This is a genomic window from Pseudoalteromonas sp. 1_2015MBL_MicDiv (genome assembly GCF_002407505.1).
GTDB lineage: Bacteria > Pseudomonadota > Gammaproteobacteria > Enterobacterales > Alteromonadaceae > Pseudoalteromonas > Pseudoalteromonas fuliginea.
On record NZ_CP012737.1, the window covers coordinates 142,591 to 165,362 of the forward strand.

At 39.2% G+C, this 22,772-nt stretch carries 22 protein-coding genes; 15 read left to right on the plus strand and 7 right to left on the minus strand.

Annotated features, from left to right (window positions below; translation table 11 throughout):
• Window positions 1-27: 27 nt before the first annotated feature.
• A complete protein-coding gene (locus tag AOR04_RS00705) occupies window positions 28-468 on the plus strand; it encodes a tellurite resistance TerB family protein (protein WP_096792238.1) in 441 nt (146 codons plus the stop codon).
• Between the two features lie 17 nt (window positions 469-485).
• Here AOR04_RS00705 and AOR04_RS00710 read toward each other — a convergent pair whose 3' ends face one another.
• Entirely contained in the window at window positions 486-1,052 is a 567-nt protein-coding gene (locus tag AOR04_RS00710) for an NADPH-dependent FMN reductase (protein WP_096792239.1), read from the minus strand.
• 119 nt (window positions 1,053-1,171) lie between these two features.
• On the opposite strand from AOR04_RS00710, the gene AOR04_RS00715 reads away from it, so the two are divergent.
• Window positions 1,172-2,071 (plus strand): LysR family transcriptional regulator, encoded by a 900-nt coding sequence (locus AOR04_RS00715; RefSeq protein WP_096792240.1) that lies wholly within the window; start codon window positions 1,172-1,174, stop codon window positions 2,069-2,071.
• A 194-nt stretch (window positions 2,072-2,265) separates the two neighbouring features.
• Here the strand turns inward: AOR04_RS00715 and norR are convergent, their stop codons facing one another.
• Entirely contained in the window at window positions 2,266-3,822 is a 1,557-nt protein-coding gene (gene norR / locus AOR04_RS00720; RefSeq protein WP_096792241.1) for a nitric oxide reductase transcriptional regulator NorR, read from the minus strand.
• 279 nt (window positions 3,823-4,101) lie between these two features.
• Here norR and AOR04_RS00725 point away from each other — a divergent pair, with 279 nt between their 5' ends.
• Window positions 4,102-5,334: an NnrS family protein gene (locus tag AOR04_RS00725; RefSeq protein ID WP_096792242.1), complete on the plus strand. Its 1,233-nt coding sequence runs from the start codon at window positions 4,102-4,104 to the stop codon at window positions 5,332-5,334.
• A 20-nt stretch (window positions 5,335-5,354) separates the two neighbouring features.
• Entirely contained in the window at window positions 5,355-6,536 is a 1,182-nt protein-coding gene (gene hmpA / locus AOR04_RS00730) for an NO-inducible flavohemoprotein (protein WP_096792243.1), read from the plus strand.
• A 95-nt stretch (window positions 6,537-6,631) separates the two neighbouring features.
• Here hmpA and AOR04_RS00735 read toward each other — a convergent pair whose 3' ends face one another.
• Window positions 6,632-7,285, minus strand: a complete 654-nt coding sequence (locus AOR04_RS00735; RefSeq protein ID WP_096794058.1) for an endonuclease — start codon at window positions 7,283-7,285, stop codon at window positions 6,632-6,634.
• A 189-nt stretch (window positions 7,286-7,474) separates the two neighbouring features.
• Window positions 7,475-10,186: a TonB-dependent receptor gene (locus tag AOR04_RS00740; protein ID WP_096792244.1), complete on the minus strand. Its 2,712-nt coding sequence runs from the start codon at window positions 10,184-10,186 to the stop codon at window positions 7,475-7,477.
• A 423-nt stretch (window positions 10,187-10,609) separates the two neighbouring features.
• Between AOR04_RS00740 and AOR04_RS00745 the strand changes: the two genes are divergently transcribed.
• Window positions 10,610-10,990: a hypothetical protein gene (locus tag AOR04_RS00745; protein ID WP_007376393.1), complete on the plus strand. Its 381-nt coding sequence runs from the start codon at window positions 10,610-10,612 to the stop codon at window positions 10,988-10,990.
• 10 nt (window positions 10,991-11,000) lie between these two features.
• Here the strand turns inward: AOR04_RS00745 and AOR04_RS00750 are convergent, their stop codons facing one another.
• Both AOR04_RS00750 and AOR04_RS00755 read right to left on the minus strand, forming a co-directional pair.
• The gene (locus tag AOR04_RS00750; RefSeq protein ID WP_033030264.1) at window positions 11,001-11,441 is read right to left on the minus strand and encodes a PaaI family thioesterase; all 441 of its coding nucleotides are present in this window, start codon (window positions 11,439-11,441) and stop codon (window positions 11,001-11,003) included.
• Between the two features lie 234 nt (window positions 11,442-11,675).
• Window positions 11,676-13,166, minus strand: coding sequence for a M12 family metallo-peptidase (locus AOR04_RS00755; protein ID WP_096792245.1), 1,491 nt, complete (start codon window positions 13,164-13,166; stop codon window positions 11,676-11,678).
• 263 nt (window positions 13,167-13,429) lie between these two features.
• Here AOR04_RS00755 and lexA point away from each other — a divergent pair, with 263 nt between their 5' ends.
• From lexA to AOR04_RS00780, 5 genes are all read left to right on the plus strand, one after another.
• A complete protein-coding gene (gene lexA, locus AOR04_RS00760; protein WP_007376396.1) occupies window positions 13,430-14,047 on the plus strand; it encodes a transcriptional repressor LexA in 618 nt (205 codons plus the stop codon).
• A gap of 467 nt (window positions 14,048-14,514) precedes the next feature.
• Window positions 14,515-15,657, plus strand: coding sequence for a cytochrome c oxidase subunit II (gene coxB / locus AOR04_RS00765; RefSeq protein WP_033039608.1), 1,143 nt, complete (start codon window positions 14,515-14,517; stop codon window positions 15,655-15,657).
• Complete coding sequence (gene ctaD / locus AOR04_RS00770) at window positions 15,657-17,249, plus strand: cytochrome c oxidase subunit I (protein WP_096792246.1); 1,593 nt, start codon at window positions 15,657-15,659, stop codon at window positions 17,247-17,249. Before coxB ends, ctaD begins: the two co-directional genes overlap by 1 nt.
• Window positions 17,249-17,779, plus strand: a complete 531-nt coding sequence (locus tag AOR04_RS00775) for a cytochrome c oxidase assembly protein (protein WP_096792247.1) — start codon at window positions 17,249-17,251, stop codon at window positions 17,777-17,779. The genes ctaD and AOR04_RS00775 overlap by 1 nt, the downstream gene beginning before the upstream one ends.
• 34 nt (window positions 17,780-17,813) lie before the next feature.
• Window positions 17,814-18,689 carry a cytochrome c oxidase subunit 3 gene (locus AOR04_RS00780; RefSeq protein WP_096792248.1) on the plus strand — a complete coding sequence of 292 codons (876 nt, stop codon included), beginning with the start codon at window positions 17,814-17,816 and terminating at the stop codon, window positions 18,687-18,689.
• Here AOR04_RS00780 and AOR04_RS22075 read toward each other — a convergent pair.
• Complete coding sequence (locus AOR04_RS22075; protein WP_081824568.1) at window positions 18,592-18,900, minus strand: DUF2909 family protein; 309 nt, start codon at window positions 18,898-18,900, stop codon at window positions 18,592-18,594. The two genes, AOR04_RS00780 and AOR04_RS22075, sit on opposite strands and share 98 nt — an antisense overlap.
• A gap of 14 nt (window positions 18,901-18,914) precedes the next feature.
• Between AOR04_RS22075 and AOR04_RS00790 the strand changes: the two genes are divergently transcribed.
• Genes AOR04_RS00790 through AOR04_RS00810 form a run of 5 tightly spaced genes read left to right on the plus strand, consistent with a single transcriptional unit; the run spans window position 18,915 to window position 22,713 of the window.
• Window positions 18,915-19,655 (plus strand): SURF1 family protein, encoded by a 741-nt coding sequence (locus tag AOR04_RS00790; protein ID WP_096792249.1) that lies wholly within the window; start codon window positions 18,915-18,917, stop codon window positions 19,653-19,655.
• A complete protein-coding gene (locus AOR04_RS00795) occupies window positions 19,645-20,139 on the plus strand; it encodes a transmembrane cytochrome oxidase associated protein (protein ID WP_096792250.1) in 495 nt (164 codons plus the stop codon). The genes AOR04_RS00790 and AOR04_RS00795 overlap by 11 nt, the downstream gene beginning before the upstream one ends.
• Window positions 20,140-20,167: 28 nt before the next feature.
• Entirely contained in the window at window positions 20,168-21,157 is a 990-nt protein-coding gene (locus AOR04_RS00800; RefSeq protein ID WP_096792251.1) for a COX15/CtaA family protein, read from the plus strand.
• Between the two features lie 12 nt (window positions 21,158-21,169).
• Window positions 21,170-22,099 carry a heme o synthase gene (gene cyoE, locus AOR04_RS00805; RefSeq protein ID WP_096792252.1) on the plus strand — a complete coding sequence of 310 codons (930 nt, stop codon included), beginning with the start codon at window positions 21,170-21,172 and terminating at the stop codon, window positions 22,097-22,099.
• On the plus strand, window positions 22,096-22,713 hold the full coding sequence (locus AOR04_RS00810; protein ID WP_007376403.1) for an SCO family protein: 618 nt from the start codon (window positions 22,096-22,098) through the stop codon (window positions 22,711-22,713). Before cyoE ends, AOR04_RS00810 begins: the two co-directional genes overlap by 4 nt.
• The last annotated feature ends 59 nt before the right edge of the window (window positions 22,714-22,772 follow it).

Below are 22,772 nucleotides of genomic sequence, written 5' to 3' on the forward strand. Positions count from 1 at the left end.
AGTCTAACACCCAAAAGGGAAAGTGTGATGTTCAAACAGATAAAACAACTTTTTGCTGTATTCGATGACCAGCAGCCAAGTATGCAAAAGCACGATTTAAAAACAGCCGTTGCTGCATTGTTAATTGAAGTTATGCGCGCTGATGCCAAGCTCAAACATGATGAACAACAAACCCTGACTGTAACCTTAAAAAAGTACTTTAATTTAACAGATATCGAAGTTGATGAGCTCACCACTAATGCGACGAGTAGTTTGGATGGTGCGATAGATTACTTTCAGTTTTCAAAACAGATTAATGAGCATTGCAGCGCGGTACAGCGAATAGAAATAATAGAACTATTATGGCGCTTAGCGTATGCCGATGGAGAAATAGATCCCCAAGAAGACTACGTAATACGTAAAGTCGCAGGGCTTTTATATGTAACGCATACCGATTTTATCGCCGCAAAAATAGCGGCGACAAAGTAAGTAGGCGGGCGTGCAAGTTATTTTAACTTACTTGCAACGCTTACTAATTGATGAGCAAGGGCTGATACTTTTTCAGCCGTTACAGGTTCATTTATTTGCCCACTTTCATCAAACAAAGTGTGTACAGCGGGTACAGCAAGCTGATCGGCAAGCACTAATGAACCAATGCCGCTTAATATATCACGCACATGATTTAAACCTCGTAATCCACCAAGCCCACCTGGCGATGCTGCAAACAAAGCTACCACTTTATTACGAAAAGCAGGAACAGCACCTTGTTCTGTGCGCGATGCCCAATCAATGGCGTTTTTTAGTGCTGCGGTAATAGAGCCGTTGTACTCTGGGCTTGCTAGTAAAATACCGTCGGCTTTACGTAGCTTGTCTTTCAAAAGCTGTACATCGCTTGGTGTGCCTTGCGCTTCTATATCTTCGTTAAATAGTGGGATGTTTAATTCGTTTAGTTTTATTACTTCTACTTCAGCACCTGTTTGTAGAGCAAAACGTGCTGCTTCATTAATAATTTTTTGATTAAAGCTTTCTTGGCGAAGGCTGCCTGCTAGAGCGATAATTTTTGGTGCTGACATGGTAGTGGCCTTTTAATGTTTTAAGTTTCATGGCTAATGTAGCAAAATTTTGCTTGTAGAAAACCCCAATAAACGCAACACTTATGTGCGTAAATGCACATAAGTATAAGGTAAGCAGCATGGCGATAAAATTTGAAGATTGGCAAGACGTTAAAGTAGCGTTTGAAGTAGCACGGTTAGGCACGTTAACAGCGGCAGCAGAAGAGCTTAATGTACACCACAGCACAGTGCTTAGACGAATTAATAATCTTGAAAAAAACTTGAATACACGGCTTTTTCATCGCCATGCGCGTGGCTACAAAGTAACTGAAATTGGCACTAAGTTATTTGCAACGGCGCAGACTATTCATAGTTCGTTAGAGCAGCTTCATAACGATATTGCTTCGGCAGACAGTACACTTAGAGGGAGTTTGTTGTTAACTACGGTAAGCGGTTTTATGGATATACTTGGGGATGTGTGTGAGCAATTTCAGGCGTTACACCCGCAGGTGCAGTTAGAAGTTATTTTAGAACAAAAAAGGCTAAGGCTCGATCACGGGCAAGCACATATTGCTGTGCGTGCAGGCCCAAGGCCTGATGAAGGCGATTATATTGCTCAACATTTGGCCCAGCTTTCATCGGGCTTATACGCTAATAAACGTTATATTAATAAATACGGCATGCCTAAATTATTAAGTGATTTACAACAGCATAATTTTGTATCGGGTGTGGCAGGTTTTAATGCCCGCGTGCCTTATTTTGCGTGGGCTGATGAACATATTCCCGCATCGCAAATAAAGCTGCGAGTATCTGAAACCGCAGAAGCGACTCGTGCAATAATTAAAGGGCTAGGCATTGGCGGATTGCAGCATGACGTAGCGGCGCAATATCCTGATTTAGTGCCTATATTACACAGTGAGTTAAGCTGGCCTACCGATGTATGGTTAGTCACGCATCACTTAGTGCATCGTACTGCTAAAGTACAAGCTTTTGCAGGGTTGCTAAAAACACATTTTAGTAAGTTAGCTGCTAATCAATAGTTTTATACCAACCTGCATAAATCTTTGATCAATTTAACGAATTAAATTTCACTATAACGTCGTTAAAAATTTTTTATTTAGAACAACTAGATACAAAAATTTTTGCCTAGTTCTAGCGTAATTTTCTTAACGTTAAATAGACCCCATATATAAGCAGATTGGTATTAGCCGCATTTTAGCTATGTTTTAAATGATTATAGTGTTTTTTTTACTTCTATCCCTAGGCGTTTAGCCAAGCGTACTAAGTTAGCTCTATCTAATTCAAGCACTCTTGCTGCTGCTGACCAGTTGTAGTTATGCTTCTTTAATTGCTCAGTAATTACGTTGTATTGCAACGATTCTACAGTTTGCTTTAAAGGTTGGTTGATTAAGGTGTTGGTTGTACTTTGGCTTGCTACTAGAGAGTTTTGCGGCGCACTCGGGATTAAATCACAGTGCTCGCTTGTAATGGTTATTATTGGATTTTGCCATTGGCTTTGTTTTGCTTTTAGGGCGCTGCGGCTAATGACATGTTCAAGCTCGCGCACGTTACCTGGCCAGCTGTACTGATTAAGTAATGCTTGCGCTTCGGGGCTTAGTTTTAATTGTTTTATCCCTAATTTACGGGCTGTTTGCTCAATAAAATAACCAGCTAAGAGTGTTATGTCGTGCTCGCGTTTACTAAGTGGTGGCACAGTAATAGGGTAGACACTGAGGCGATGGTATAAATCGGCTCTAAAGCGACCTTGAGCTACTTCTTCTTTTAAATTTCTGTTGGTTGCAGCAACAACGCGTACATTTACGTATTTTGGCGTGTCTTCTCCTACCGTTTGTATTTCGCCACTTTGTAGCACTCGTAATAGTTTACTTTGCATGGCAAGGGGTAGTTCGCCTATTTCATCTAAAAATAACGTGCCGCCATCAGCTAATTGAAATTTACCTTGGCGCGAATTTAGTGCGCCTGTAAAAGCCCCTTTAGAATGACCAAAAAATTCACTTTCGGCGAGGTTTTCGGGAAGTGAGGCACAATTTAAGTGAATAAGCGGTTGATCTTTTCGAGCTGAATTTAAGTGAATGTTACGCGCAACAAGTTCTTTCCCTACCCCTGTTTCACCTAATATCAGCACGCTAAAGTTAGATGCTGCAACGAGTTTAATGTCGTTTTTAAGTGTTTGCATTAGCGGGCTTTGACCAATAATTTCACCGCCGTCCCGTGTTAATGCTTCACGATTTAGTTCTTGTACTAATGCACTTGAGTGCTGTGCATGCTGTTTGTAATGGGCAAGTTCTAAGGCCGTTTTAAAGTGCGCACTACACAGCGTTTGTAAAGTATTGAGTGTATCAGCGCTTATGCTGTTAAATGCATTGGCGTTAAGGCTATCAAACGTAAGTACGCCAAGTAGCGCGTTTTTATCATAAAGAGGTAAACCTAAACATGCATGTACCGGTATGTCGCCGGTTTTAGCTAATAGTAATCCGTCGTATGGATCGGGTAGTGGGCAGTCGTGCGCAAATTGCAGCGCAAGTGTGCTTTTGCAAATAGCTTCTAGGCGAGGGTGCTCTGCTATTTTAAATCGTCTGCCTAAACTGTCGGGCATTAATCCTTTAATTGCCAGTGGTTTTAATTGCTCGCCCTGAAGCGCTAATAACGCACTTGCATCACTAGGAATCACCCGCTCAACCGTTGCTAGTAATTGATCAAAACTATGCTCGTGCAGTGTACTTTGAGCAAGCTCTAGAGCAACTTGGGTAAGGTTGAATTGCTGGTTCATGTCAAAATGACCTGTTTGTGTTTTTATGAGTTAATTTATAGTAGGTCATAAAGACTCATAGTGTAAAGTGGTTTAATTTAACTTATTGAATTTAAATGAATAAAGTTGTTGGCACAGTATGTGTAATAGCTAAGTAACGTAGTTGGTTACAGAGATCGCCATGAACACTCTAATGCTGAATAATTTAAATAATCAAACACAGTTTAGTTCACTGTATGAGGCACTAGCGTGCGCTGAGAACTTTTTTGATCAGTATGGTTTAGGGCAGGAGGTACGATAATGCGCCCTATAAACTTAACTGAGCCAATGCCAGCACGCGTTGCTATTCATCAAGTATCTCAATGGCCGTTATGGATGCTTGCTTTTAGGCCTTTCTTTTTGGGTGGTGGTTTATTAGCGTTTTTGTCGGTGTGGTATTGGCTACTTATTTTAACAGGCCATGCAAGTTGGCACTTATCGATACCCGCTACATTATGGCACGCGCACGAAATGCTGTTTGGCTTTGCAGGAGTTGTAGCTGTTGGCTTTTTACTTACCGCTGCACAAACATGGACAGGCGTACCGAGCATAAGTGGGAAAGCCCTTATGTGGCTTACGTTTATATGGCTTGCAGCGCGCTTAGCCTTTTTTGTGATATTGCCTGATATTGCTCATTTTAATTTATATGCTGCACTTACATTACAAGTTATTTGGTGGCTAGGCGCCATAGCCGCGTTGGCTAATATGTTATTAAAAGCCAATAGCAAAAGTAACTATCCGTTTTTAGCTATTTTAGCTGTGCTTTGTGGGCTCAATGTATTGTATTTAATACTTGTTTTAAAACAAAACATGCAGCTTGCACTTGGTGTGGTTGATACCGCAGTACTGGTAATTACTTTACTAGTTGGCATTGTTGCGGGTCGCGTTCTACCATTTTTTACCGCTAAAGGTCTGGGTTTAACCGAGCAAGTTCGCACTCCTAAAATAGATAAAGCGGTGATGTATTTATCTATTGTGGCTATCACTTTATTTTTTATCAACAAGTTGTTTTTGAACACGATTAATCCTGCGTTGGTTGTTGCAACGGTTGCTGTGCTTCACCTGCTTAGGACTGGTTGTTGTTGGGATAGCAAGGTATTGAGAGTGCCGTTGTTATGGTCTTTGCATGTTTCGTACCTTACGTTAGGCGTAGGGTTAATGATGGTTGTATTTAGCTTTTATAGCAGTGCAATACAATTTAAAGATGCGCTGCACCTAATCACTATTGGCACAATAGGTATGATGATTTTAGCAATGATGACGCGTGTATCGCATGGTCATACAGGGCGTACACTCGCTATTCCTCATTACATGGCTGTTGCTTTTGCGCTTTTGCTTGTGGCCGCTATTATTCGTTCATTACTCCCTTTTATTATTGGGCCTCACCTTGCTTGGCAAATAAGTGCTTTGCTGTGGCTAGTGGCTTTTTCGTTATTTTCAATTCACTGCATACCTATATTAACGCGGCGTCGTGTTGATGGGCGTCGTGGTTAGTTCATCCATAGGAAACACATATGTTATCTAATAAAACTATTGAGATTGTAAAAAGCACAGTTCCGTTATTAGCGCAGGCGAGTACGGTTGTTACCGATCATTTTTATAAGCGTTTATTTAGCCATAATCCTGAGCTTAAAAATATTTTTAATATGGCGAATCAAGATACAGGTCGTCAGCAATTTGCACTTTTTAATGCATTGGCTGCGTATGCACAAAATATTGATAATTTAGCCGTATTAAAAGAAGCGCTAACACGTATTAATCATAAGCATACAAGCTTGAATATTTTACCTGAGCATTACCCTATTGTAGGTGCACATTTAATTGGTACTTTAAAAGAGCTTATTCCTGAGCAATTTACTCCCGATGTTGAATACGCTTGGCGCGAAGCTTACGGCGTACTTGCTGATATTTGTATAACCGAAGAAGCTGCTTTGTATGAGCACAGTAAAAATAAACACGGTGGTTGGGCGGGAACTCGCCAATTTGAAATAACCAGCAAGCAGGCTGAATCAGAACTAGTAACGAGCTTTACACTTACGCCAGTTGATGGCGAAGCTGTTATTACACATAAACCAGGGCAGTATTTAGGTATTAAAGTTAAGCCAGAGGGCGCTGAATATGAAGAAATTCGCCAGTATTCTATTTCACAAAAAAGTAACGCTAAAAACTACCGTATTAGTGTTAAAAAAGAGCTACAGCCAAAGCCTGGCATGGTGTCTAATTATTTACACTCATTAGAGCAAGGCACTATTGTTGAGTTATACCCGCCGGCAGGAGACTTCTTTTTACGCAATAACACAAGTCCAGCGGTACTCATTTCAGCAGGTGTTGGGCAAACGCCAATGCTGGCTATGCTTGAAACGTTATTAAGTGATAATTCTAATCAAGAGATTATGTATTTACATGCCTGCGAAAATACTCAGCAGCACTCGTTTTCAAAATATTTATATGATCTAACAGCGCAGAATAACCGCTTGCAAACAATAACCTGGTTTAACCAAGCGACAGAGGGCGCTGATTTTACAGGGTTGATGAACTTAAACGCAGTACAAGCACAGTTACCATTGAGTAATGGCGACTTTTACTTGTGTGGCCCTGCGGGGTTCATGGCATTTATAAAAAACCAATTACTTGGGCTCGGTGTTAAAAGTGAGCACATTCATTACGAAATATTTGGCCCGCATCAAGATTTATAATACCGTTTAAAAGTGGGCATATTTTAGATAATTATTTAGGCTACTAACTTAATCTCGCACTATAAAATTTACTCAATAGTGCGCAACCAATTAAATTATAGTTTTTTAGTATCACTTTGCGCTGCAAACGTTTGTTTTTGCCATGCATTAAAGAGCTTTTGTTGCTTATCTGATATCTTTAAACCGTAGGTTTTTTGCATATAAGCATAGGTGTCGGCTATACGTTTTCGCGCATAAACAGGCGGTTCAACTACACGTTGTTTAAAGTTTACTTTTACTTCGCAGCGGCCATACTGTGTGGCGTTTTCGTTAAGCATGCCAAATCGATAATTGGAGCGATCGGCATTAATTTCGCCAATAGCTGGCGCTAAGTTGTTTATATCGGCTTCCATTTTTCTAAATTTAGCACTTACTTTTCTACAATTTTTTCGCCCGCCATCTTGCCAACATTGTAGTTGATGACCAAATTCCCACGCCGGAACAATGTGTTCCCACTCAATGCGTAGTGCTCGCACGTTTATCTTACCTGAGCGTGTAAGCGTATTTCTCGGAACGTAACCACAGTTTGCGGGATCTGGAACGAGTTTTTTACCTTCTTTTTTAATGTCGCAGCCGCAGTAGATGCTTTTAGCGTTGTCAGGTAGGGTTTTAATAAGGTGTTTTTTTGCAGTAGAAAAACGGGTGAACTGCTCCGCTGATACCGAAACACACAAAAAACAAGCCAATAAGGCCAGAATAAATCGAGTCATATCCATCACATATGTGAACTACAGGAATGGCTAGTTTAAGCTGTTGATTAAAAAAGATAAAGAAGACTTAGAATTTAGCTTGAAATGGTTACTGGTACTTGCTCTTTTTATTTTTGTAAAAAAAGCTGATAGTGCGGGGAAACTATCAGCTTTGTATAAGCTATTTAACCTGAGCTTTGGTTAAGATACTTACATACTATAGCGAATACCTAAAAAGAATTGCCTACCAGTATGATTATACTCTCGTGGTAAATTAAGAGTTCCGTCACCAGTGGTATACAAGCGCTCATATTCATCGGTTAAGTTAATAGCTTCAAATGTTACGGTTACATTGTCATTGAGGTTATAAAAAGCAGAAAGGTCATAATGTGCTGGACCTGTTGTTGCTTCTTCAGCATTACCATTACTGCCAGTATAATCAGTAATGTAGTTATCGCGTTTATTCATTGAAACGCGAGCGCCATAATTTTCTTCTTCGTAATAAAGTGTGAAATTATATGAATTTTTAGAAAGCCCCGTTATTTCTCCTGCGGATACGTGAGTGTAGTTAGAAACAATACCGGTATTTTTTAATAACCCCGGTAAAAAGCTAAATGGCTGTTGATATATTAGCTCAATACCTTTAACAACAGTTCCCTTGCCATTTACAGGTACGTAATGGGTGTAGGGTGTTGTTCTTGGGTCAAGTGCACTTGATGGATCGTATTGCGGATCGTTATCAATGAAAGGTAAGTATGCAGGGTCAACTAATTTTTCTTCAGTTGAGCTGGTGATGAAAGTACCTATATCTTTATAAAAACCAGTTAAAGCAAGTAGCGACTCTTCATCAAAATACCATTCGATACCTAAATCAGTATTTGTTGAGGTGAATGGGTCTAAAAATGGATTACCCGCACTGACTGTTCCATTTAAATAGGAGAATGATGGGTTACCTGGGTTTAGTGAGCCAAGGCTTGGACGGGTCATGGTTTTGGATAACCCTAAACGTACAACAACATCTTGCGTTGCATCCAGTGCTAAATTTAAAACAGGTAAAACATTATCGTAACTATTTTCAATTTCAACAGGATCGCTTTGAATAAAGCCCGTTGATGTTGTTTCTGTTTTTACATAACGTAAGCCTACATTTGTTCGTAGGAGCATATCAGATATTTCATATTCAAAATCTGATTGAATATAAGCAGCGATGGTTTCCTCTTCAACTTCCCAGCTTTGTGCACTTCGCGCCGTCCACTCTTTATTGAGTAGTTGTGATTCAATTGCATCAAAATCGGCCACAATAAATTGCGGTAACGTACCATCATAGCCTGAACCATAATCATCGTAAGGCATTAATTGTGAAAAGCCGACGGCTGACTCTTGATCCGGAAATCCATTAATTTGCGATTCATCATAGTTTACTGTTCTATCGTTATAAGCAATCCCACCTTTAATGCTCATAAAGTCTGTTTCGTAAGTTAAATCTAATTTGGCAGTATCATTTTTTCTGAGTACATCCGTAGCACGAAGTCGACCGTCTGTTAAATTAAATGAACTTGCATCTAAATTATCATAGCCATAATCCATCACTGCAGTATTTGCGCTATTTCCAAAATCAATTGAGACGGTATGAGGTGTATTGCTGGTCATATTATAACGATATTGCTCAGAGCGAGCATTTGACTCAGCGGTGCCGATCATTGCATCTAATTTTAAGTAGTCAGATAGGTGGTATTTACCAGATAACACATACTGTTTAAATTTTGTTTTAGATACCTGTTGACGGCTTTCTGCACGGGACTTTACTCCACTAAATGTACCTGCCTGAATTTGTTTTCCATTTTCGGCAACTGTAATAGAGTCTGGAGTGATCTCGCTAAATGTATTTCTGAACATTTCGAAGAAATTATACATCGTACGACTGTTGTCGAGGGTAGAATGCAAGGTATCGAAGGTAATTACTAAGTCATCGTTAGGCGCATACTGTAATGAGCCTGTAAAACCTAATCTATCTTGTTCATTACCAAAAAAATCAGGGCGGGGAAGTCGAGGAGTCCATAGGCAATTTACATCATCAACTTGCTCACCTTCAAATTCACAATTTCCCACATCAGCTGTGCCAATAACGTCAGTATTTGATGTGTCAGCATAGACACCGCCGCCGTCTTTGACGGGGGTTGTCCAGCGAACGGTACCAAAACCTTCTTGGCGAACTGTGCGCTCTGATTTAGCGACAGAGAATAAAGCCCCAAAGGTATCGTCAGCAAATGTATTACTGATCATAAATACCATTCTAGGGTCTGTCTCTTCTGTTAAATCGTTATAGCCTGCCTGTGCCGACGCAGCTACATGAAGACCGGGGGAATCAAAAGGTTTTGCTGAATACATATCGACAGTACCTGCAATACCTCCTTCTTCGGTTGCAGCTGTTGGTGATTTTTGAATATCAACGCGATTGAATAGCTCTGATGCAAAAACGTTGAAGTCAAATGCTCTGCCGCCATTTACACCACCACCCGAATCAGTCCCATCTGTACTAGCAGGAACTTCCATACCATTAAGGGTTGAGCGGGTAAAAGATGGGCCTAAACCACGTAGAGTAATTTGACGTCCTTCTCCTCCTTCTCGCGAAATTGCGACACCAGGGATTCGCTGTAGTGACTCTGCGATATTTAAATCTGGAAATTTACCAATGTCTTCGGCTGCAATTGATTCCGTGGTATTTACTTCAAACCTTTTGGTAGCCAGCGATTTATTAAGTGATGATCTAAAGCCTGTAACTTCGATTAACTCAATTTCACTTTTCTTTTTTATATTTGTTTGTTCGGCTTCTTCAGCACTGATTTGAGCTGTCGTGCTAATTAATAATGCACTAATAATGTAATTAAGTGGCCTGAGAGTGAATCTTTTTGACGTTTTCATTGTGTGTTCCTGCTGAATTTAGGTAATGCCACTCAGTTCAGATTTTGCACTTATTTTTTGTGTTATAAGTAAGCGTAAATATGAGTGAGGTGTGTTTGGCTTTATTTAAATACACCTCTTTAAACAGTGTATTTAACCCGCATATTTAAAATGCCACCGGTGGCATATAAAAGTCAAGGTTATTTTTTATACTTTTTTAAACAATAATTCACTTAATTTTAATCCTCAAAGGTCAACAGGCCATGGAGTTTATAAAAAAGTATTGTTTGTACTTAAAAATGATAAATATTAAATAATGGATTATAAATGCGTAAAACTATCTATTTACCATATAAAACAGCTTATATTACATAGTTGATTTGGTATAAAAGTAAAACTGCGTTAAAGTTTGCGGTGTAATCATTAGAGGATAAATACTAAACAATGTCGGAAATTCAATTTTTAAATGTAGATCTAGAGCTTGAATCAAAGCAGGATATTAGCGTGCTAGTGGCAGACTTAAAAAAAGTCGCTACAGTTTTACATTATGACAAAGACGAATACCGTCAGTTAGCCCGCATTGAAGCTACAGGTGAAGTAGGTACACCAGATAAAGCAATTAACCATATCTGTGAGCTTATTGAATCGTGTTCGCGTAATGCGTTAAAGCAATGGCTAAGTTGTTCACGTAGAACATTTGATATTGGTTTTGAATCAGGCACATCGCCTAAGTGTTTTAACCAAGCTTTAGATGCAGATACATTATTACGTATATCTGCTATTGGTGCGGGTATGGAAATTACAATTTACCCAATCGAAAAGTAACAGTAAGTAATTATCTTCGCTCTACTACGGCTGCGGTCATTCTTGATACGCAGCAAAGCTCGTTTCGACTATTAGTAATTTTTATTTCCCAGACTGAACTACGCTTACCAATATGAAACGCTTTTGCGGTGGCTGTTAAAGTACCATTACGAGATGCTTTTAAGTGACTGGCGCTAATTTCTTGTCCGACACAATAAAACTGAGTGAAGTCGACTACGAAGTTAGCTGCATAACTTGCCACTGTTTCGGCAAGCACTACGTTGGCTCCTCCATGCACCATGCCCATTGGATTATGATGCGCTGGTATGGCAGGCATAGTTGCTACGAGGTAATCATCACCAATTTCGGTAATTTCAATTCCCATGGTTTTCATTAGTGTACCTTGGCCGTTTATACCCTCATCTAGCTGTTTGCAAAACTCTAAAGTAACAGGTTGATACCAAATACTCATAAGCTTACCTTTTAAAATAGTAGTAAAAATATGGCTTATATTTTCATAAAGTTAAGATAATGAAAATAAAAAAGTGGATCTAAATTTATAGCCAGATAGCGTGAGGCGGATAGTAAGAAGTAATAATAGGGATATCGTAGTTTATTGATACAATCGAGCAGTAAAGAAGAAATCGCCCTAGGCTAAATATAAGCAAGCAGCATAATGTTACTTGCTTATACTTAGCCAGATCTTTTATTGGTAACTAGCTATTAACTCGACATTACTAAAAGCACTGTAGCCTTTAATCATAATAGAGTAATTACCAGTGCGGGTGTCGCTACAGCTTTCATTATTTCCGTTTTTATACGGTCGGCAATCGTAGTTACTGCTCGTTGCAATTGCATTATATTTTACATGTAGGTCAACATCCCCAGTGCCATTAGAGGTCGAAAATGTGACTTGCTCAGCTTCACTTGGCACTGTAAAAGTAAACAATTGCTCACTGTTTCGATCACCACTAACAACGATAGATTGGTTATTTTGCAGTGTATTGTTATTTACCGGTGGGCTAGATGCAGATCTAAAATTTGCAATTGTGGGGTTTGTTAAATTTAAGACTCTAGCGTTATCGTGTTTTGATGGAGTTCCCATAACACTTCCGCTGTATGATTTGTTTGGATTTGACCAGTAATTGATTCTTGTGCAGTTATTTGTGCAGTTATAAGCCATTACTGAACGCCATTGTGATTGAGGTTGCTGATAACCATGGCCGAACGAATAAGGAGATGTTGATGGATCGTTTTCAGGGTTATGACGAGCACCTTGTAAATGACCAATTTCATGACCGAAAGAGTAATAGCCGGTTGCACAGTCATAATCAACCATCGCAAATGCGCTGTTAGCATTTGCACCAATTGCTTTGGCTTGGCCACAGTAGCCGTTAACGTCGTTTATTAATATGACTACATCAGCACCGTATTGATCTCGTAGTGTGTGCGCTTCATCCATATAACCATCGTTTTTGGTAGCTAAACGATTTAAATCCGTACCTGAATTTGTAGCTTCAGTATAATTAACTCGGCTTACATGGGCCAAACTAACAACTGCGTTGACACCTGAGTTTTGGTAACCCTGATTAGTCTCTACTATTGCAAGATCAATCAAGCTATTAATATCACTAGATTTTTGTTCTGCGGCTGGGGTGTATAAAACGAGTAAGCTAATATTGCTTTGCGCGTTAGTTGCCATAGCTGTTTGGAAGCTTTGTTCTGTTAAAATTTGTTCACTGATTGAAATAGTGTTGCTAGATTGCTGATAATCGGGTGCATGCTCAGCAGGTTGCTTGGCAGGATCTAATTCAATAAAATTATGATCAGAATGTTTATTCGGTTGCAATTTATAAACATGTTCATTTACCTTTATCGTACCAGAAATCCCCTTTGTAGATTTTATCAGTGTTACTTCGTCACCATCTAAGCTTTTACCTACCCAAATTAAGTTACCAGTTGCTGATGTACTTGCTGTACTTTTGATAAATTCAATGTCACTTCCCTGAACAGGTAAAAAGAATGCATTGGTTTTTGCGCTTAGTTCGAAAAGCGGTTGTCCAAATTGAGATTGAGCATTACCTTCTTTATTAATGTTTTGCGTAAAGTTAGAGTGTTGCACTTCGAAAAGTGGGACTTGGGCATACGCATAGCCGCTAAACAATAAGCCAATAAACAATGGTGAATATTTTTTCATTTGATAATCCTTTTAAGTGTTTGTACACATAAAGTGTACATGTTAATAAGTTGTTTTCAATTTATTAACATGTGGCTGTCATCAAATTAGCCCTTAATCGTAAATATAAAGATACAAATGTTTATTTTATGTAAGCAGTCGTTGTTTCTACATAAGTGTAAAAGTGATTTATTAACAGCAAGCAATCAATGTAATTTAAATTTGCGATTTTTATTTAACTGTATATACTCACAGTTAAATGTACTGTATGGAAAACCAGTTGTATGCGACCATTAACGAAGCGCCAAGCTCAAATTCTCGAATTAGTTAAAGTTTTTATTAAAGACACTGGTATGCCTCCTACACGTGCTGAAATTGCACAAACATTAGGCTTTAAAAGTGCCAATGCTGCTGAAGAGCATTTAAAAGCGCTTGCTAAAAAAGGTGCTATTAAGATGAAACCAGGTGCAAGCCGAGGTATTCAACTTGTTGAGGAAGAAGAGCCTGAACAGTTAGGTTTACCTCTTATCGGGCGAGTCGCAGCGGGAGAGCCTATTTTGGCGCAAGAGCACGTTGAGAGTCATTGTAAAATTGATCCATTAATGTTTAAACCAGCTGCTGATTTTTTATTGCGCGTTAACGGTATGAGCATGAAAGATATAGGTATTATGGATGGTGATTTGTTAGCTGTGCATAAAACTCAAGTTGCAGAAAATGGACAAGTTGTAGTTGCTCGTGTTGATGATGATGTTACCGTAAAGCGGTTTGAAAAAGCAGGCCGAAAAGTATTATTGCATGCTGAGAATGACGACTTTTCGCCAATTGAAGTTGATCTAGAAAATGAATCTTTTAATATAGAAGGTTTAGCCGTTGGAGTTATAAGAAACGCTGATTGGATGTAGTTTTTAATTTATTTTTATAAATGCGTGCTTTTTAGCACGCATTTTTGTTTTAACATTAGCACTAAAAATATGACGTAAACAGCCAACTAATTATTTTAGCTGTAAATTTTTTTGCACTTATATTTCCCCCTCCGAATACGTTAAACCCCTTTGTTTTGCTCATATTTTGAACTTCCTGTTGACTAGTTGATTACTGACTTTTTATTAATTACTCAATATCACCTGATTGTTTTTTATACTAAAACTTGCTTGTTGTTCGTTTTTTAGCTAATTATTAATGTGCTGAGCTAATAATAACTCACAGCTTTTTAGTTTTGAGAACACACAATATACACAAACTCGTTGTTGGCGCAGCAAAACCAATCAATATTAAATAAGATTGGCTAAAAAAATAAAAATAACGAATTGGCGTTTAAGCCGTATGCCTCTTCGCTTTGCATTCGCAATAGCATCAAAGGAGCCGTCACATGGGTAAACTGACCTCTACCTTGTGGCTTATATTATGTGTTTTTTCGCACTCAGTTTTGGCGAACAGCCAATACAATATGCGCAAAGGCGTAACCGATATAAGCAATAATGTATATCAGCTGCACATGACCATATTTATAATATGTTGTGTGATTGGGGTGATAGTGTTCGCAATTATGTTTTGGGCACTTATTCATCACCGTAAATCTAAAGGGGCTGTACCTGCCCAATTTCACGAAAGCACTAAAGTAGAAATACTTTGGACTGCAATTCCGTTTGTTATTTTAATTGCTATGGCAGTACCAGCCACTAAAACCCTTATTGCAATGGAAGATGCCAGCAAAGCTGATCTCACTATTAAAATTACGGGTTCGCAATGGAAATGGCATTATGAATATATGGGCGAAGATGTAGAGTTCTACTCTATTTTGTCTACCCCGCAAGATGAAATAGCGAATCTTGCAGATAAAAACCCTAACTACTTACTTGAGGTTGATAAGCCTCTTGTACTGCCAATAAATCAAAAAGTACGATTTTTAATGACTTCTGATGATGTTATTCACTCTTGGTGGGTACCTGATTTTGCAGTTAAAAAAGATGCGAACCCCGGCTTTATAAACGAAACATGGACCAATATTAACGAAGAAGGTACTTACCGAGGCCAATGTGCCGAGCTGTGTGGTAAAGATCATGGCTTCATGCCTGTTGTGGTGGTTGCTAAATCTGAGGCTGATTTTAAAACATGGTTAGCAGATGCAAAGCAGGCTAAACAAAAAGCAGCATTAGCAGATGCCGCATTACTTGATAAAACCCTCCCAAAAGAAGAGTTAATGACTTTAGGCGAACAAGTATATATGGCTAATTGTGCAGCGTGCCATCAGCCTACGGGCATGGGGTTACCGGGTGTATTTCCTGCACTTAAAGGCAGTCCGATAGTGCTTGGCGATATAAAAGATCACATTGATGTAGTTATCCATGGACGACCCGGTACGGCAATGCAAGCTTTTGCCAAGCAGTTATCTATAAAGCAATTAGCTGCGGTTATTACTTATAAACGTAATGCGTGGGGTAATGATACGGGTGATGTTATTCAACCGAGTCAAATACAGACAGCACTTGATGCCAAAGTGGAGGCGAACTAATGAGTAGCATAGTAGAACAACCTAACGCCAATGAAGCTCATCATGCTCATCACCCAGCTAAAGGTTTTAAACGCTGGCTTTACACAACTAATCATAAAGATATAGGTAGTTTATATTTAATTTTTTCGCTGACCATGTTCTTAATTGGTGGCGCAATGGCTATGGTGATCAGAGCTGAACTATTTCAACCAGGTTTACAGTTGGTCGACCCTCACTTTTTTAATCAAATGACCACAGTGCATGGTTTAATTATGGTGTTTGGTGCGGTTATGCCAGCCTTTACAGGCCTTGCTAACTGGATGATACCACTCATGATTGGCGCGCCAGATATGGCATTGCCAAGAATGAATAACTGGAGCTTTTGGATTTTACCGTTTGCGTTCTTAATCCTATTGGCATCGTTATTTATGCCTGGTGGGGGTCCTGCATTTGGTTGGACTTTTTATGCACCACTGTCCACAACATACAGTAATGATAATACTGCATTGTTTGTATTTGCCGTACATATTATGGGAATTAGCTCAATAATGGGCGCAATCAATGTGATTGTAACCATAGTGAACTTACGTGCCCCAGGCATGACATGGATGAAGTTGCCCTTATTTGTATGGACGTGGTTAATTACTGCCTTTTTATTAATAGCGGTAATGCCAGTACTTGCAGGGGCTGTCACTATGGTACTTACCGATAAGTACTTTGCGACCAGCTTTTTTGATGCCGCAGGCGGTGGCGACCCGGTGATGTTCCAACACATTTTTTGGTTTTTTGGTCACCCCGAAGTATACATAATGATTCTTCCTGCCTTTGGCATTATATCTACAATAGTACCTACCTTTTCTCGTAAAAAACTTTTTGGTTATGCCTCAATGGTATACGCCACATCCTCCATAGCACTATTGAGCTTTATTGTATGGGCTCATCATATGTTTACTACTGGGATGCCGGTCGCTGGCGAGTTGTTTTTTATGTACGCGACCATGCTTATATCGGTACCTACAGGAGTAAAAGTATTTAATTGGGTTGCCACAATGTGGAAAGGCTCAATAACTTTTGAAGTGCCAATGCTTTTTAGTATTGCGTTTATTGTGCTGTTTACCTTAGGTGGCTTTTCGGGGTTGATGCTGGCAATTACACCTGCTGACTTTCAGTACCACGATACTTATTTTGTAGTGGCGCATTTTCATTATGTATTAGTAACAGGGGCTGTATTTTCGATAATGGCGGGGGCCTATTACTGGCTGCCCAAGTGGACGGGCAATATGTTTAATATCACGCTAGCTAAATGGCATTTTTGGCTATCGCTGGTGAGTGTGAACGTATTGTTTTTTCCTATGCATTTTGTAGGGCTTGCCGGTATGCCGCGTCGAATTCCCGATTATGCACTTCAATTTGCCGACTTTAACGCAATCATAAGTATTGGTGGATTTGCCTTTGGTTTATCGCAATTGTTGTTTGTAGTTGTGGTAATTAAATGCGCGCGTGGCGGTGATAAAGTGCCTGCAAAAGTATGGGAAGGGGCAGAAGGTCTTGAGTGGGAAGTTGACTCTCCAGCGCCATATCATACTTTTTCTACGCCGCCGGTAATCAAGTAATGACACACGCACCGCTACTCAAACGTTTGGTACTTATTTGCATAGGCATGTTTGCCTTTGCCTTTGCTTTAGTACCTTTGTATGACGTGTTTTGTGATGTAACAGGGCTTAATGGAAAGCCTTCGCTTGAGCAAGCAGAGCAAAGTACACAAATAGTACAAAACCGAGAAGTTGGCGTTAGCTTTACTACCCACGCACAAAGTGGTGCACCGTTTGAAGTTAAATCAAAAGAATACAGTTTAGTGGTAAAACCCGGTGCAATGCGTGAAGTAATGTTTAGTGCAAAAAATAACAGCAACCTAGATAAAGTAATGCAGGCTGTACCATCAGTTTCGCCAGGTAAAGCGGCAAAGTATTTACATAAAATAGCCTGTTTTTGCTTTGATCAGCAACCTCTAAAAGCAGGGGAAGAACTTGAATTTAAATTGCTTTTTTATGTTGATACCGCACTGCCAAGCGACATTGAAGAATTAACTTTATCTTATACCGTATTTGATATTAGTGAACAGCTGGTGGCAAGTAATAACTAGCTTTTTAAACTAGTGTGAAACTAGGAGTAATAAAATGAATCAAGAATATGAGCATTATTATGTACCAGAACAAAGCCCGTGGCCTATTGTGGGCGCTATTGCATTGTTTTTTATTGCAGTAGGGGCCGGCTTAACAGTTATGAGTGTAGGCAAAGAAGGAGGTAGCGGGGTTTACCTGCTTTATACCGGTATTGCTGTACTTGTGTATATGTTGTTTAGCTGGTTTAAAAATGTAATTAGTGAATCGGACCAAGGTCTGTACTCAGCACAAATGGATCGCTCTTTTAGACAAGGTATGAGCTGGTTTATTTTTTCTGAAGTTATGTTTTTTATGGCCTTTTTTGGTGCGCTTTTTTATGCACGGGTATTGTCGGTACCTTGGCTTGGAGGCGCAGGCAATAATGCAATGACTAACGAGGTATTATGGCCTACTTTTGAAGCCGTTTGGCCGCTAGTTTCAACACCTGCTGGCGAAACTACTCAAGCTATGGGCTGGCAAGGCTTACCACTTATAAATACCTTAATACTGCTTACTTCCTCAGTTACTTTACATTTTGCCCACGTAGCGATGGAAAACAATAAACGCACTCCACTTAAGGTTTTTTTAGGCGCTACTATTTTATTGGGCGTTTGCTTTTTAGGGCTGCAAGTTGAGGAGTACATGCATGCATATAATGACCTTAATCTAACGCTAGATGCGGGCATTTACGGTAATACGTTCTTTCTATTGACTGGTTTTCATGGCATGCATGTAACGCTAGGAACCGTACTTTTATTTGTAATATTTTTACGGATATTAAAAGGGCACTTTACTAAAGATAAGCACTTTGCTTTTCAAGCAGCTGCTTGGTATTGGCACTTTGTAGATGTGGTGTGGCTGTGTTTGTTTGTATTTGTATATGTGCTGTAGCGTTTATTGGCGAATTATTTGCTTTAATAAAACCAAGTTTAAGCGCTGCAATAACAACAACTAAAACAACGACCGAAAACAATACGCGACGACCTAAAAAGTGAGACATAGGTCGTCCCTCAGTTTTCCCTGACACCATAATAAACAATGCTCTAAATAAGTTAAAAAGTATAAATATTAACAACAGTACGATAATAATTTTAATAATCACTGAGTTGACCCTTTATGCAGTTAGTTTTATGGCACAAACAAAAGCTTAGCTCACTAATCACACTTTGTATGGTTGTGGTTGTTGTACTTGTGTGTGTGCGATTAGGGTTTTGGCAGTTGGAGCGAGGTGAGCAAAAGCAGCAACAACTAACCGCTATTGCTAAGCAACAGACTCGAGGTGTGATGAGCTGGTCTCAATTACTTAACCTGCCTGATAGCTGGAACAAAACTGGTGTATTGGTTGAGTTAAAAGGGCGATTTGTGCAAAACCAATATTGGCTTTTAGATAATCAAGTTTATAACGGGCAAGTAGGGTACGACTTACTTGCTTTACTAAAGCCAGACACCGAAGAAAAAGTGATTTTAGTTAATTTAGGATGGGTAAAAGCGCCTATATCTAGAGATGCACTGCCAAAGGTTACTCTGCCTACAGGTATTTTTATTCTTAAAGCGCAAATAAAAGAAAATAATTTAAGTAGCTTTACGCTTGAAGATAAAACTACAAATAACGACTTACCTACAAGAATCCAATCTATCGACTTGGATATGTTGAGCACTCAAAGCCAGCAATCATTAATTAATTTTATGGCTTACAGACAAGGTACTGGTGATGAGATTGCAACACCTCATTATGAGGCCGTTGTTATGAGCCCTCAAAAGCATAATGCCTACGCTGTGCAATGGTTTTTAATTGCTGTTGCATGTGCTGTTGTGGCTATTTTTGCGAGTAAAAAAAGGACACATAATGAAAAATAATCCCCTTTTGTTGTTTGTGGGCTGCTGCGCAATCCCATTAGCTTTGGCATATGGCGCTTTAAAGTCTGATTGGTTGCCTACTGCAATTACTAATAATGGTGAGTTTTTAAGCCAAGAAATAAAACTTAAAAATTGGCCGCAAAATAATCCCAAACAATGGACTATTGCACTTAATTATTCAAACGAATGTAACACCCCATGCAGCGAACAGCTCAATGCACTGAATAACTTATATGTGGCACTTGGTAAAAACCAAGGCAAGGTTGATATGGCTGTAATGGGAAGTCCCGACAATAAAAATCTACCATGGAAAATTATTACAGAGCAACAGAGTTTAAATCCTGCAAGTTTATATTTAATTGATCATATGGGGTTAGTGGTACTTGAATATCCCTTTAAGGCTGAGCCACAAGAAAACCGTTTAGTACAAAAAGGGTTATTAAAAGATCTAAAAAAATTACTTAACTATTCTCGTTCTAGCTAACTAAGCTGAGCTTAAGTTGGAGTATCTGATGTATAAAAATTATAAAAACTTAGTATTAATAACAGGGTTACTCGCTTTGATTGTAGTTGCTTTAGGTGCGTACACCCGCTTAAGCGATGCAGGTTTAGGGTGCCCCGACTGGCCTGGTTGTTATGGCTTTTTAACGGTACCTAAGCATGAGGCTGACATAGCCTTAGCAACTCAAAGCTACCCCGATATGATGTTCGAAACAGCAAAAGCGTGGAAAGAAATGATTCATCGCTACTTTGCAGGTGCTTTAGGTTTACTTATTTTAGGTTTATTTGTGTTGGCTTTTTTAAAGCGCCAATATCCAACTACGCCAGTTAAACTGCCTTTAGCTTTACTTCTACTCGTGGTGTTTCAGGCTGCCCTTGGTATGTGGACAGTAACCATGAACCTTCAGCCGCTTATTGTAATGGGCCACTTATTAGGTGGCTTTAGTATTTTGTCACTTATAACGCTTTTATATTTACGGCTAACCGCAAAACCTATTATGGGTGGCGATAGCGGCGCAAAACGCTATTTTGGTTTAAGTTTAGTAGCGCTCAGTGTATTAATTATCCAAATTGCACTTGGTGGTTGGCTGGCTGCAAATTACGCCGCTCCTCATTGTAGTGGTTTGCCATTGTGTAATTACGCACAACCGTTTTCATTGAGTAGCGTATTTCAATTACCACTTGAGCACAGTAATTATGAGTTTGGTGTGTTATCGCAGCAAGCGCGTATGTCTATTCATTTATTACACCGCATTTGGGCACTGGTTACTTGCATCGTTCTGGCGCTAATTATGTGGAAAATATACAGCCAAGCGTACTCTAAAAAAATTAAAAATTGCGTGGTGAGCGTATTACTTGTCCTGCTTTGCCAAATTAGCTTAGGGCTTATTTTAGTACATTTGCATATTCCGTTGGGAGTTGCACTGGCGCATAATTTGATGGCTGCCATACTGTTATTAAGCATGGTTAGGTTGTGTTATTACCTAAAATCACGCACATAAAGGGGAAATGTAATGGCACTTATTATTGATAAAAAAATACTGCTACCCGTTAATACTCAATCGCTAATTTCGCGTACTCATAGTTTGCTGCAAGACTACTTAGCAATTAGTAAATTTAAAGTGGTAGCCATGCTGGTACTAACAGCTTGGGTTGGTTTAGCGCTGGCTCCCGATGTAGGGCGTGGTATGGCTGTACAGTTTATTAGCTTGTTAGGTATAGGGCTACTTTCTGCTGCTGCAGCGGTTATTAATCACGTGGTTGATAGCGAGATAGACTCAAAAATGGCAAGGACTCGTCATCGTCCTGTGGCTAAAGGGCGTCTAAGTAAAACACATGCGCTTAGCTTTGCAGCTATTATTGGGGTTGCTGGTTTTATTATGCTAATGGTGTGGGCTAATACCTTAACCGCTATATTAACGTTATTTGCATTGGTAGGTTATGCATTTGTTTATACATCATTTTTAAAGCGTGCTACACCGCAAAATATTGTTATAGGTGGGTTGGCTGGCGCAATGCCTCCATTATTAGGTTGGGTGTCAGAAACAAACCAAATGGCAGCAGCCCCTTGGTTACTTGTAATGATAATATTTACCTGGACTCCGCCACACTTTTGGGCGCTGGCTATAGCACGAAAAAGTGATTACGAACGCGCTAAAATCCCTATGTTACCGGTAACCCATGGAATCGACTTTTGTAAAACCTGCGTCGTTGCCTACTCTGTTTTACTCGCTGTTGTTTGCGTATTGCCTTATTTAATCGGTATGTCTGGAGTAATTTATTTAATAGGCGCATGTGTATTAAATGCAGTGTTTATATATAAGGCGGTCAAATTAAAAATTGCTGGAAATGATGAGACTGCAATGGGCTTATTTCGTTTTTCGATTATTCATTTAATGGTACTCTTTGTAATCTTATTTATAGATAAATGGCTCCCTTTATGAAGCAGTTATGGCTTGGATTAATTGTTGTTTTAGTTTTGTTTTTATCAGCATGTTCAAATGAAAATAGTCCACCAGATGTAGATGCATTAGTTTACGAAAATGCAAAGCCACTGTCTGATTTTACGTTAAACGATCAGCGCGGCGAATTAGTGACTAAGCAACAATTTTTAGGACAGTGGAATTTAGTATTTTTAGGCTACACAAGCTGCCCAGATATTTGTCCATTAACACTAGCTAAGTTAAATGCTGTTTATAAAAACTTACAGGCAGATTATCCGCTACAAGTTTGGTTTTTATCGGTTGATCCAAAACGCGATACACCAGCTAAACGAAAGCAATATATAGATTACTTTAACCCTGATTTTTTAGCTGTATCAGGGGAACATAAACACCTTTTTCCTGTTGTTCGAGAGCTTGGCTTAATTTACGCCATTAGCGATAGTAGTGAATCAGAATATGCAGTTGATCATAGTGCTTCGGTCGCTATGGTTGATCAAAATGGAGCCGTAAGAGCTATTTTTAAACCCGAATTTAAACAAGGTAGTGTGCCATTAATTAATGCGACGACTTTAACCGAAGAGTTTAAAAAAATAGCCGATTACTATAAAAACTAGTTTTTAACTTTTCATGTATTTTAAAGGAGCTTTATGCTCCTTTTTTTTGTTTTTCATTC